The organism is Streptococcus sp. 27098_8_86, assembly GCF_041432595.1.
In the GTDB taxonomy this organism is placed as follows: domain Bacteria; phylum Bacillota; class Bacilli; order Lactobacillales; family Streptococcaceae; genus Streptococcus; species Streptococcus pneumoniae_F.
Window position 1 is genome coordinate 86646 of sequence record NZ_JAPVZW010000007.1, and the last position, 12756, is coordinate 99401.

The following is a 12756-nucleotide window of genomic DNA, read 5'->3' on the forward strand; positions in this document are numbered from 1 at the left end:
GGACTATAATGATGATTACTTCGTAATCTTCATTTGCAACCTAAACTAGTCTCCCAGACTAGTTTAGCCACCTAGATATGCTTTTCTGACTTCTTCTGATGAAGCAAGTTCTTTTCCTGTTCCTGATAGGACGATTTTCCCTGTTTCCAGTACATAACCTCGATCAGAGATTGCGAGTGCTTTATTGGCATTTTGTTCAATCAAGAGTACGGTCGTTCCTTGTTTCTGGATATCTTGAATGATATCAAAAATCTCTTGAATAAAGATTGGGGCAAGTCCCATTGATGGTTCATCTAAAAGAAGAAGCTTTGGCGTTGACATAAGAGCGCGTCCCATGGCAAGCATTTGTTGTTCCCCCCCTGAAAGAGTGGCTGCATCTTGGTTCTTCCGTTCTTCAAGACGAGGAAAGCGTGAGAAAACCTTCTTCAAGTTAGCTTGATTTTCTTCACGATTTTTCTTCAAGAAAGCTCCCATTTCTAGATTTTCCATAACAGTCAAGCCAGGAAAGACGTGGCGTCCTTCTGGAACTTGTGAAAGGCCACCTGCTACGATTTTCTGAGCCGGCATTTTTTGGATTTCTTGACCTAAAAATTCAATTTTTCCTGAACTCGGTCTAACCAAACCAGACAAGGTACGGAGAATGGTTGTTTTACCAGCACCATTGGCACCGATAAGGGAAACAACCTCTCCTTCATTAACTTCAAAGCTTACATCACGGACTGCTTGGATCATCCCGTAATGTACAGAAAGATTTTCCACTTTTAACATCGACATTAGGCTTCACCTCCTAGATAAGCTTCGATAACGCGTTTATTGGTCTTAATTTCGTCTGGAGTTCCTTGAGCAATTAAACGACCATATTCAAGTACGTAGATGCGTTCTGTTACTTCCATGACCAGATTCATATCGTGTTCAATCAACATGATTGAAATTTTAAATTCATCTTTGATACGACGAATTAACTCAGTCAATTCTGCTGTTTCCTGTGGGTTCATCCCTGCTGCTGGTTCATCTAAAAAGAGAATTTTAGGTTCCGTAGCAAGGGCACGAACAATTTCCAAACGACGTTGTTGTCCGTAGGCGAGGTTTTTAGCAAGAGTCTCTGCATCACCATCTAAATCGAAGATTTTCAACAATTCCAAAGCTTTAGCCTTTAATTCTTTTTCACTCTTGTAAAAAGCTGGTAAGCGTAAGAAACTAGCAAAAACATGTTGTTTGTGATGGTTGCCAAAAGCAATCAAAACATTGTCCAAAACTGTTAAATCTTTAAAGAGACGGATATTTTGGAAAGTACGTCCAAGTCCCAAAGAGGCAATCTTATATGGTGACTTTCCATTCAAAAGGTGACCATCTAAGGTAACTGTTCCCTCACTTGGTTCATAAACACCGGTCAAAAGGTTGAAAAGGGTTGTTTTACCAGCTCCGTTTGGACCGATTAATCCAACCAATTCCCCTTCATTTAATTCAAGAGTCACATCTCCAACAGCTGTTAGACCGCCAAAATGTTTGGTTAACTGTTTTACTTCAAGTAACGCCATTAGTTTTGTTCCTCCTTCTTAGATTTTTTAAAGAAACGTGATAGGCTCAATTCCCATGTTCCAAGGAGTCCACCTGGTCTGAAAATCATTACCAATACCAAGGCCAAAGCGTAAATAATCATACGCACGCTAGCAACGTCTTGGAGAAGCATATTCAAAATTCCCAGAACAATAGCCGAAACAATGGCACCTGTAATTGAACCAAGTCCACCAAATACAACAATGATCAATACGTTGATTGAGTTGATGAAAGTGTAATCTTTCGGTACAACTGAACCGATAAATCCTGCCTGAAGTGACCCTGCAATACTTGCAGTAATGGCACCAAAGACAAAAGCGATGATTTTAATTTTAGTCGTATTAACACCGACTGACTCTGCAGCGATTTCATCTTCACGAACAGAGAGAGTTGAACGACCAATTGGACTACGCAAGAAGTTCAAGGTTGCAATGGTTGTAATCACGACAAAGAAGTAAACCATTTGCCAAGTTGTAAAGTTTGGAATTCCCAAGATACCTGCCGCACCATTTGTAAGGCTTCCACCATTGATGATAAAGATACGGATAATTTCAGAAACACCAAGAGTCGCTACCGCAAGATAGTCCCCCTTCAAGCGTAAGGTTGGAATTCCGACAAGCAAGGCAACTGCTCCTGAAAGCAAAGCACCTATCAGCATAGCTCCAAAGAAGGCACCGTAGGTTGGTGATTTAGAACCAATAATAGCTGCTGCATAGGCACCAATCGCCATGAAACCAGCATGACCAAGTGAAAATTGTCCTGAAAAACCAACGATTAAGTTGAGACCAACAGCCAGAATAATATTAATTCCGATTTGTTGTAAAATCTGTACATAGAATAGATTGAGTACTCCGACTGAAACCAGTACACTAATCAAGCCATAGCCAGCTAACAAAAGGAGTAACCATAGAATATTAACTTTTAAATTTTCTTTCATCGTTTACACCTTCTCTTTCACATTTTTACCAAGGATACCAGCTGGGCGGACAATCAAGATTAACAACAAGATTCCATAAACAATGGCATCACGGAAGTCTGACATTCCAAAGGCTGTCGCAAAGGTTTCCAATAGACCAATTACAAATCCACCAAGCGCCGCACCAGGAATGATTCCGATACCACCAAGTACTGCGGCAACGAAAGACTTAAGACCTGGAGTAACTCCCATCAAAGGCTCAAGAGAGTTATAATAGAGGGCAATCAGAACACCAGCCGCCCCCGCAAGAGCAGAACCCAAAGCAAAGGTAAAGCTGATAGTACGGTTTACATTGATCCCCATCAATTGCGCTGCATCGCTATCTACGGATACTGCACGCATGGCTTTCCCCATCTTAGTCTTTTGGACAATGACTTGTAACAAAATCATCAAAATCAAGGAAATGGCCAAAATCATTAACTGCACGTTTGTTAGGCTAACTGGTCCCAAATCATAGCGAACTGTTTGAATCGCTTGAGGGAAGGCACGGGTATTGGCACCAACCAGATAGACCATGCCATACTCCAATAGGAAAGACACCCCAATAGCCGTAATCAAAACAGCAATACGAGTAGAGTGGCGCAAAGGTCGGTAAGCAAGAAACTCAATCACGACACCAAGGATGGCTGTCGCTATCATAGCTACAATAAGCGCTACAAAGAAATTCATTTGGAAAGAATTAATCAAGAAATAACCGATAAAGGCTCCCATCATATAAATATCACCATGGGCGAAGTTGATGAGCTTGATAATTCCGTAAACCATGGTATATCCTAGGGCTAACAGCGCATAAACACTACCTAGAATCAAACCATTTACTAGTTGTTGGAGCATAAGATTCACTCTTTCTATTTATAATTTTGAGGGTTTCCCCTCACTTTTTGATAGGTTCTTAAACACCGAAACAGGGAGTGAGTCAGAGGCTCATTCCCTATTTCAACATTTTTCTATTATGGTTTTACAACTTCTGCTGCTTCAACCTTACCATTGTTCATGGTCATCATGTAAGCAGTTTTGACTGTGTTGTGGTCTGCATCGAAGCTTGTTTGACCAGTTACACCTTCAAAGTCTTTTGTTTTAGCAAGGTTGTCTTTGATCTCACCTGAGTTTTTGGCACCTTTTGCTGCGTTTGCTACAAGGTGAACTGAGTCATAAGCCAAAGCTGCAAATGTTGAAGGCTCTTCATTGTACTTAGCACGGTAAGCCTCAAGGAAGGCTTTTGCTTTAGCAGAAACTTCTACAGTAGTTGAGAAGCCTGAGATAAAGTAGATGTTTGATGCTTTTTCAGGAGTTGCTTGTTGTACAAACTCTTCACCGTTGAATCCATCACCACCAACGATTGGTTTGTCAATTCCCATACCACGCGCTTGGTTTACAATTTTACCAGCTTCAGTGTAGTAACCAGGAACAACAATAGCATCAAAGTCTTTCCCTTTCATTTTTGTAAGGGCTGCTTGGAAGTCTGTGTCACCTGCTACGAAAGTTTCATCTGCAACGATTTCACCTTTGTAAGCTTCACGGAAGGCTTTGGCAATACCTTTAGCATAGTCGCTGGCGTTGTCAGTGTATAGAACAACTTTCTTAGCGTTTAATTTTTCAGTAACATAGTTTGAGATAATTTTTCCTTGGAAGCTATCTTGGAATGTTCCGATAAAGAGGTAATCTTGACCTTTAGTCAATCCATCTTGAGTCGCACTTGGCGAAATCAATGGAACACCTGCTTTTGTAGCGTTAGCTACCGCAGCTGCAGTTGCACCAGATGTCGCAGGTCCTACGATTGCTGATACTTTAGATTGGGTTACAAGGTTAGTTGTTACTGAAGCCGCCTCAGCTGTTTCAGACTTGTTATCTTTATCAACTACTTCGATTTGTTTTCCATCGATACCACCTGCGGCATTGATTTCATCAACAGCAAGTTGGGCACCTTTTTGTTCAGATGTTCCGTAGGCTGCTACGGCACCAGTTTCTTCAAAGTTAAATCCGATTTTGATTGTCTTTTCATCTACTGAATTACCAGCAGCATTTGACGCTCCAGACTTCACTTCTCCACAGGCTGCAAGAAGTGCTACACTTGCAAGCGCCACAAACGATAGGGCAAATTTTTTCTTCATCTTTTTTTGTCTCCTTATTTCTTAAATAAATAGCATGTTAAGAATATACCGAATTATCAGAAAATTGTCAACACTTTTCTTGAACTTTTTCGATGATAACGTTTTCCTCTCGATAGAGATTACCCACAAAGGGTGTTTCCAGCTCTTGAATATGACAAGCTCTAACTTTTTTGATAAATCTTTCCTTACCTAATCTCTCAACTACACTCTCTAGATTCTCTGTTGGAACATAGAGTTGTAAGTAACGATGTTTCTTGGAATGATAGGTAATATCTCCATAATCCTGCAGTTTTTTGGCATCCCGATTATAGTAAAGATAGATAATCAAGCCAGATCGATTGACTTTTTCAAACATGATAAATCCTCTTTCTAAGAAATCTCTCCCTATTATACCAAAAAAAGCAAACCCAGTCGAGTTTGCCTTCTTTGATCATTAATTCAATGAATTGTTGGCCATGATTTCATCAATAAAGCCATATTCAAGTGTTTCTTGTGCGCTCATCCAGTTATCGCGTTCTGCATCTGCGTGAACTTTTTCGATTGACTGACCTGAATTTTCAGCCAAGATTTTTTCCAAGGTATTACGAGTTTTAAGCAAGTGTTCTGCAGCGATCGCCATATCGGTTTGTTGAGTACCACCACCTGTACCACCCATTGGTTGGTGAATCATGTATTCAGCATTTGGAAGCATGAAACGTTTGCCTTTTGCTCCACTTGATGCAATGACTGTTCCCATAGATGCAGCCATACCCATAACGATAGTTTGGACATCTGCCTTGATAAAGTTCATGGTATCAACGATTGCTAAACCAGCTGAAACTGAACCACCAGGTGTATTGACATAAAGGTAAATATCTTTTGTACTATCTTGGGCATCCAAGAAAAGCAATTGGGCAATAACAGAGTTGGCCATGTTGTCTTCAACTGGGCCTGTCAGCATAATGATGCGGTCTTTGAGAAGACGTGAGTAAATATCGTAGGAGCGTTCTCCACGGCTTGTTTGTTCAATAACTACAGGAATCATTTATTTCTCCTTTTGAGTTTTAATTTTGTTGGTCAAATGACTGAGGATAAGACTATTATAATATCTAGGTCAAAAAAGGTCAAATTTTTGCTCTGCCTTCATTAGACAGAAACAAAAATTCAACCCCCTTTCACGACTGGAAATACTTTTCCAAGTCATTCTTCTTTTCGATGTTATTTTGTACCGAACAAGCGGTCTCCAGCATCTCCAAGACCTGGAACAATATAACCGTGTTCGTTCAAGCGTTCATCCAAGGCTGCTGTAAAGATTTCTACATCTGGATGAGCTTCTTGAAGGGCTTTTACACCTTCTGGAGCAGATACAAGGCAGACAAATTTGATATTTGATGCGCCACGTTTTTTAAGAGAATCAACAGCCAAGATTGCTGAGCCACCTGTTGCCAACATTGGATCTACGACAAAAATTTGACGTTGGTCAATATCTTCAGGCAATTTCACCAAATACTCAACTGGTTGAAGTGTTTCTTCATCACGGTACATACCGATGTGACCAACCTTAGCAGCTGGAACCAAACTCAAGAGTCCATCAACCATCCCGATACCTGCACGCAAGATTGGAACGATGGCCAATTTCTTACCTGCCAATTGTTTTTGAACTGTTTTTGTAATTGGTGTTTCGATTTCCACATCTTCAAGTGGAAGATCACGAAGTACTTCATACCCCATCAACATTGCAATCTCATCTACTAGCTCACGAAAAGCTTTTGTAGAAGTATCTGTACGACGCAAGATTGACAATTTGTGTTGAATCAGTGGATGATTAATAACTTCAATTTTTGCCATTTTTAGAATTCCTTCTTTCAATTTATTCTTCTTATTATACCAAAAAACGGTTTAAAAATCTTTCCAAACCATTTATTTTTGATAATTTTTACATTAGATCCGCCTCTTTAAGAGCTGCCTGCACTGTCTCAAGTGGTAAATGGGTTAATTCTGTTCCCTTTTCTTGATAAAGGTATTGGGCATAATCGTCCATTCGGTACTGGTTGATATAAACCACGCGCTTACAACCGACCTGCAGTAATTGTTTGGTACAATTCAGACAAGGAAAATGGGTTACATAGGCTGTAAAGCCTTTAGGAACACCACGTTCTGCACCTTGAAGGATAGCATTGACCTCAGCGTGAAGGGTGCGAACACAGTGGCCTTCGATGACCAGACATTCGTGGTCAATACAATGCTCGGTTCCTGACACCGAACCATTGTAACCAGTGGAAATAACCTTATTATCTTTTACCAGAATCGCGCCCACTTTGGCACGTTTACAAGTGGAACGATTGGCAATTAGTAAGGCTTGGGCTGCAAAATACTCATCCCATGCTAGTCTTTTTTCAGTCATATCTCTTCTCCTTTTTCTCTATTTTTTAAAAAATGGTAACCGTAAATCCGCAATCTTTTCAGCAGGTACCTTCATGCCATCCTTGATCCATTTTAAAAGGACTGAGACGATGGCTGAACTCCAGAAGGAATGAAGATAAGAGCTGACACCTTTTGATTTTCCATGGTATTTTTCCAGAAACTCCTGCATGGCTTGGACAAAGATTTTTTCCAGATGGTAATCTAAGGCCAGTTGAATCACTCTGGCTTCCTTTCTTGCTTCTCGGAAAAGGTGAACCCAGACCAGATAAAGGTCTGTCTTTAAATCATAATGATGCAACTGTTCCATAATATTGTGGACAGTTCGTTTAAAGACACTTTCTAAAATCTCCTCTTTGGAATCATAATTGCGATAAAAGGCCGCACGCGAAACGCCTGCACGTTTGACCAATTCAGAAATACTAATCTTGGTCAAGTCCTTTTTTTCCAAGAGTTGCAAGAGGGCTGTTTCGATGGCTTCTCTAGTTAATAAATTGGATTCTTGGTTTGATTTTCTGAGATTTTCAAGAGATTTTTCAGAGATTCTACGTTCAGACATAACATTTTCTTTCTACTTGTCACAACAGACGGATGAGGCTTTTGTTTCAAGGGCTTTCATGATATAATTGTAAAAAAAGACAGAACCTTTGTCAATGTATAACTGACAAAGATGGAGAATTTCTATGACTTGGAAGATTATTGCTGACTCTGGTTGTGATTATCGTCAACTGGAAGCACCAGCTATTGACACAACCTTTGTGAGTGTTCCCTTAACCATTCAAGTAGCTGATCAGGTCTTTGTTGATGATGCCAATCTTGACATTGATCAAATGATGGAAACCATGTATGCAACTGCAGAAGCTTCAAAATCAGCTTGTCCAAGCCCAGATGATTATTTGCGAGCATTTGAAGGAGCCAAAAACATTTTCCTAGTAACCATCACTGGTACTCTTTCTGGCAGTCACAATAGTGCGCAACTAGCAAAGAATATTTATCTGGAAGACCATCCTGACACTAAGATTCATGTGATTGATAGTTTGTCTGCTGGTGGTGAGGTTGACCTACTCGTAGAAAAATTGAATGACTTGATTGACCAGGGCTTATCTTTTGAAGAAGTGGTTGAAGCTATCACCGCCTATCAAGAAAAAACCAAGTTGCTCTTTGTCCTAGCTAAAGTCGATAACTTGGTGAAGAACGGCCGTTTGAGCAAGCTTATCGGTACGGTCGTTGGTCTTCTCAACATCCGTATGGTCGGAGAAGCTAGTGAAACTGGAACCCTTGAGTTGCTACAAAAAGCAAGAGGACCAAAGAAATCAGTTCAAGCTGCCTATGATGAAATCATTAAAGCTGGATATGCTGGTGGCCGTATTGTCATGGCCCAACGCAATAACGAGAAATGTTGCCAACAGCTTTCAGAGCGAATTCGTGAAAATTTCCCACAGGCGGATATTAAAATTCTCCCAACATCTGGTCTCTGCAGTTTCTATGCAGAAGATGGCGGTTTGCTGATGGGATATGAAATTGATTAATTGCATTCTTGACAAGAGGTGACCATCATCTCTTGTTTTTTTGTGGTACAATAGAGCTATGAAACATTTTGATACTATCGTCATCGGTGGAGGTCCTGCTGGCATGATGGCTACGATTTCCAGTAGCTTTTATGGTCAGAAAACCCTCCTCATCGAAAAAAATCGGAAACTTGGAAAAAAATTAGCTGGTACTGGTGGGGGACGTTGCAATGTCACCAACAATGGAACTCTAGATGACCTACTAGCTGGAATCCCTGGAAATGGGCGCTTTCTCTACAGTGTCTTCTCCCAGTTTGATAACCATGATATCATTAACTTTTTTACAGAAAATGGTGTTAAACTTAAGGTCGAAGACCACGGCCGCGTCTTTCCGGCCAGCGACAAATCGCGAACCATTATCGAAGCTTTAGAAAAGAAAATCACTGAGCTAAGTGGACAAGTTCTCACTCAAACCGAAATTGTTGCGGTTAAAAAGATAGATGACCAGTTTGTCCTTAAGTCCGCAGACCAAAGCTTCACTTGTGAGAAACTCATTGTCACAACTGGTGGAAAATCCTATCCTTCGACTGGTTCGACTGGTTTTGGACATGAGATTGCCCGTCATTTTAAACACACCATTACCGAGCTTGAGGCTGCTGAAAGTCCTTTGTTGACAGATTTTCCACACAAGGCCTTGCAAGGAATTTCATTGGACGATGTGACACTAAGTTATGGCAAGCATGTCATCACTCACGATCTGCTCTTTACCCACTTTGGTTTGTCTGGCCCTGCTGCTCTGCGTATGTCTAGTTTTGTCAAGAGTGGGGAGGTTCTCTCACTGGATGTTTTGCCTCAACTTTCTGAGAAGGACTTAGCTGCTTTTCTAGAAGAAAATCGAGAAAAATCCTTGAAAAATGCTTTAAAAACTTTGCTTCCAGAACGCTTGGCAGAATTTTTTGTGCAAGGCTATCCTGAAAAAGTCAAACAACTGACTGAAAAGGAACGAGAACAACTTCTCCAGTCTATCAAGGCCCTCAAAATCCCTATGACTGGCAAAATGTCCCTGGCCAAGTCCTTTGTTACCAAAGGGGGTGTCAGTCTCAAGGAAATCAATCCCAAAACTCTGGAAAGTAAGCTAGTTTCTGGACTCCACTTTGCTGGCGAGGTACTGGATATCAACGCCCACACGGGTGGCTTTAACATCACTTCTGCCCTCTGCACTGGCTGGGTGGCAGGATCAAACCCAATCTAAATCTAAATTATTCAATGGCTAAATCAGCCCCAAAAGAAAGGAAGTCCTTTGCAACATATTATCTTGTTAAGGGGAGTTACTCCTAATGGAAAAAATGCTATCCCTAAAATGTCTTATCTAGTAGATATCTTAACAGAAGCTGGTTTTCAACAAGTTCGAACCTATATTCAAAGTGGGAATATCATTCTTGAAAGTAACTTAGCCTTAGAAAAAATACGAGAACAGGTTCATACTCTAATAAAGGAAAAAATTGGAGCTGATCTCAAAATAATCATTAAGAATAAGGATGATTTTGAAAAAATTGTCCAAGAAAACCCGTTTGGAGAACACTATCTTTATGACCGTATACACGTGATTTTTTATCAAGAACCTATTCAAAGTCTCCCTTTAGAAAAATTAAAAATGGATTACGGCGAAGAAGAAATTTGTGTCGGTAACCACTGTCTCTACCTCTATCTCCCTAGAACTGCAAAACAAAAAAAGCTCAATACTAACTATCTTGAAAAACTTTTCAATGTAGATTTGACCATGCGAAAACTAAATGTGGTAGAAAAATTATTAAGCAAGTAGTACTTAAATTTAGTAAAAATCGGAAGAATACTCCTCCGATTTTATTTTGTCTGAGTTTGGACATAGTGGGCAATGACATCTGATGTGTACTGGGCTGTTCCAGGTCCAAATTTGTCAATGTTTTCCTTAAACTCTGGGTTGTAGACATAGCCTTTACCGATATGACCGAATACCTCAATAGAGCAGTCAAATCCATAAGTACGAATAGCTTGCAAGAGTTTGGCTGCTTCTTCTTGGTTTTCGTCTGCTGTTTCAGTCAGACCAGCTTGAAGGTTTTGTGCCAAGGCTTGAAAGACTTGGTTAAAGGCAGCCGTAGCCTCGTCTTCGTGACCTTTTTGGCGCTCCAGCGCTTGGTCCATGACTTCTTGTCCATACTTTTCTACCGCCTCTTGGTGGTATTTTTGATGGTCTTGGTAGTTAAATCCAGCGAATTTCTCTTGAATGCTCATTTCTCTTTCTCCTTTTTGTTCTTGAATGGTTTTCTGCAAGGTGGAAATCAAGGTATCCAGATGTTCCCTTTCTCGAGTCAAATAGTCCAACTGCCTGGTCAAGTGGGGCAATAAATCTGTCCTTTCTTCCTTTAATAGCTCTGCTATTTTTTCTAAAGAAAAACCTAGATATTTGTAATACAGAATAACCTGAAGTCGCTCCAAATCCTCTTGGCTATAGGTTCGATAGCCGTTTTCCGACTTTAAAGGAACCAAAAGTCCTATCTTATCGTAGTGGTGCAGGGTCTTGACAGAGACACCCGAAAGCTGCGCAGCTTCTTTTATATGGTACATGATTTCCTCCTTACATTTATAGTATAACCCCTCCCCTTAGGTCAGAGTCAAGCGTTTTTGCGAAATTTTTTAACTTTATCATAACATGAAAATGGTTTTCTTGACAGACCTTAGAAAACATGATAGGATAGTCAAGTCTATCAATCAAAAGAAAAGCTCATTTTGAGTACGTATGAGGCTATTTGCCAAGGGCAGTAGCTTTTTCTTTTGTAATACTAATTTTAGGAGTTTAACTATGTCTGAAAAATCTCAATGGGGTTCTAAACTGGGCTTTATCCTAGCATCTGCTGGTTCAGCCATCGGACTTGGTGCCGTTTGGAAATTCCCTTACATGACTGCTGCTAACGGTGGAGGAGGCTTTTTACTGGTCTTTCTCATCTCCACTATTTTAATCGGTTTCCCTCTTTTGCTAGCTGAATTTGCCCTCGGCCGAAGCGCTGGTGTCTCTGGGATTAAAACCTTTGGAAAACTTGGTAAGAATAGTAAGTACAACTTTATCGGTTGGATTGGTGCCTTTGCCCTCTTTATCCTCTTATCGTTTTACAGTGTTATCGGAGGATGGATTTTAGTCTATCTAGGCATTGAGTTTGGAAAATTGTTCCAAATTGGTGGAACGGGGGATTATGCTCAGTTATTTACTTCCATCATTTCAAATCCAGTCATTGCCCTTGGAGCTCAAGCAGCCTTTATCCTATTGAATATCTTCATTGTATCACGTGGGGTTCAAAAAGGGATTGAAAGAGCTTCGAAAGTCATGATGCCTCTGCTCTTTATCATCTTTGTCGTCATCATCGGTCGTTCTCTCAGTTTGCCAAATGCCATGGAAGGGGTTCTTTACTTCCTCAAACCAGACTTTTCAAAACTGACCAGTGCTGGTCTCCTCTATGCTCTGGGACAATCTTTCTTTGCCCTCTCACTAGGAGTTACAGCCATGCTGACCTATGCTTCTTATTTGGATAAGAAAACCAATCTGGTCCAATCAGGAATCTCCATCGTAGCCATGAATATCTCAGTATCTATCATGGCGGGTCTAGCCATTTTCCCAGCCATGTCAGCCTTCAATATACAATCTGAAGGGGGACCGAGCCTGCTCTTTATCGTCTTGCCTCAACTCTTTGACAAGATGCCTTTTGGAACCATTTTCTACATCCTCTTCCTCTTGCTCTTCCTCTTTGCGACAGTCACTTCTTCCGTCGTTATGCTGGAAATCAATGTAGGCAATATCACCAACCAAGACAACAGCAAGCGTGCCATGTGGAGTGCCATTTTAGGAATTTTGACCTTTGTCTTTGGAATTCCTTCAGCCCTATCTTACGGTGTCATGGCGGATGTTCACATCTTTGGGAAGACCTTCTTTGACGCTATGGACTTCTTGGTTTCCAATCTCCTTATGCCATTCGGAGCTCTCTGCCTTTCACTCTTTACTAGCTACATCTTTAAGAAGACACTTGCTATGGAGGAACTGCATCTCGATGAAAGAGCATGGAAACAGGGACTGTTCCAAGTCTGGCTCTTCCTTCTTCGTTTCATCATTCCAATCATCATCATCGTGGTCTTTATCGCCCAATTTATGTAATCAAAAAGGACTTGAGTAGTGAAC

The 12756-nt window shown here is 40.7% G+C and carries 15 protein-coding genes; 4 read left to right on the forward strand and 11 right to left on the reverse strand.

Translation table 11 applies throughout. The features are described from left to right. Positions 1-63: 63 nt before the first annotated feature. From O3616_RS07475 to O3616_RS07520, 10 genes are all read right to left on the reverse strand, one after another. Positions 64-774, reverse strand: coding sequence for an ABC transporter ATP-binding protein (locus tag O3616_RS07475; protein ID WP_000062219.1), 711 nt, complete (start codon positions 772-774; stop codon positions 64-66). After that, positions 774-1538, reverse strand: coding sequence for an ABC transporter ATP-binding protein (locus tag O3616_RS07480; protein WP_045611941.1), 765 nt, complete (start codon positions 1536-1538; stop codon positions 774-776). The genes O3616_RS07475 and O3616_RS07480 overlap by 1 nt, the downstream gene beginning before the upstream one ends. Then, positions 1538-2494 (reverse strand): branched-chain amino acid ABC transporter permease, encoded by a 957-nt coding sequence (locus tag O3616_RS07485; RefSeq protein ID WP_000662286.1) that lies wholly within the window; start codon positions 2492-2494, stop codon positions 1538-1540. Before O3616_RS07485 ends, O3616_RS07480 begins: the two co-directional genes overlap by 1 nt. 3 nt (positions 2495-2497) lie before the next feature. Continuing rightward, positions 2498-3367 (reverse strand): branched-chain amino acid ABC transporter permease, encoded by an 870-nt coding sequence (locus O3616_RS07490; RefSeq protein WP_033679951.1) that lies wholly within the window; start codon positions 3365-3367, stop codon positions 2498-2500. 116 nt (positions 3368-3483) lie between these two features. Beyond that, the gene (locus O3616_RS07495) at positions 3484-4644 is read right to left on the reverse strand and encodes an ABC transporter substrate-binding protein (protein ID WP_070478656.1); all 1161 of its coding nucleotides are present in this window, start codon (positions 4642-4644) and stop codon (positions 3484-3486) included. Between the two features lie 67 nt (positions 4645-4711). Then, entirely contained in the window at positions 4712-4999 is a 288-nt protein-coding gene (locus O3616_RS07500) for a YlbG family protein (RefSeq protein ID WP_115904790.1), read from the reverse strand. Positions 5000-5077: 78 nt separating this feature from the next. Beyond that, entirely contained in the window at positions 5078-5668 is a 591-nt protein-coding gene (gene clpP / locus O3616_RS07505) for an ATP-dependent Clp protease proteolytic subunit ClpP (RefSeq protein WP_000613475.1), read from the reverse strand. A 173-nt stretch (positions 5669-5841) separates the two neighbouring features. Then, a complete protein-coding gene (gene upp / locus O3616_RS07510; protein WP_225742453.1) occupies positions 5842-6471 on the reverse strand; it encodes a uracil phosphoribosyltransferase in 630 nt (209 codons plus the stop codon). Between the two features lie 88 nt (positions 6472-6559). Next, entirely contained in the window at positions 6560-7027 is a 468-nt protein-coding gene (locus tag O3616_RS07515) for a cytidine/deoxycytidylate deaminase family protein (protein ID WP_000136973.1), read from the reverse strand. An 18-nt stretch (positions 7028-7045) separates the two neighbouring features. Next, positions 7046-7603 (reverse strand): TetR/AcrR family transcriptional regulator, encoded by a 558-nt coding sequence (locus O3616_RS07520; RefSeq protein ID WP_000004136.1) that lies wholly within the window; start codon positions 7601-7603, stop codon positions 7046-7048. Between the two features lie 124 nt (positions 7604-7727). Between O3616_RS07520 and O3616_RS07525 the strand changes: the two genes are divergently transcribed. From O3616_RS07525 to O3616_RS07535, 3 genes are read left to right on the forward strand one after another with little or no spacing between them, the layout of a single operon-like run. After that, on the forward strand, positions 7728-8573 hold the full coding sequence (locus O3616_RS07525; RefSeq protein ID WP_371638522.1) for a DegV family protein: 846 nt from the start codon (positions 7728-7730) through the stop codon (positions 8571-8573). 58 nt (positions 8574-8631) lie between these two features. Continuing rightward, the gene (locus tag O3616_RS07530) at positions 8632-9804 is read left to right on the forward strand and encodes an NAD(P)/FAD-dependent oxidoreductase (protein ID WP_371638523.1); all 1173 of its coding nucleotides are present in this window, start codon (positions 8632-8634) and stop codon (positions 9802-9804) included. Between the two features lie 48 nt (positions 9805-9852). Then, positions 9853-10374 (forward strand): DUF1697 domain-containing protein, encoded by a 522-nt coding sequence (locus O3616_RS07535; RefSeq protein ID WP_371638524.1) that lies wholly within the window; start codon positions 9853-9855, stop codon positions 10372-10374. Positions 10375-10415: 41 nt separating this feature from the next. Here O3616_RS07535 and O3616_RS07540 read toward each other — a convergent pair whose 3' ends face one another. Next, the gene (locus O3616_RS07540) at positions 10416-11156 is read right to left on the reverse strand and encodes a MerR family transcriptional regulator (protein ID WP_371638525.1); all 741 of its coding nucleotides are present in this window, start codon (positions 11154-11156) and stop codon (positions 10416-10418) included. A gap of 235 nt (positions 11157-11391) precedes the next feature. On the opposite strand from O3616_RS07540, the gene O3616_RS07545 reads away from it, so the two are divergent. After that, a complete protein-coding gene (locus tag O3616_RS07545; protein WP_371638526.1) occupies positions 11392-12732 on the forward strand; it encodes a sodium-dependent transporter in 1341 nt (446 codons plus the stop codon). Positions 12733-12756 lie beyond the last annotated feature (24 nt).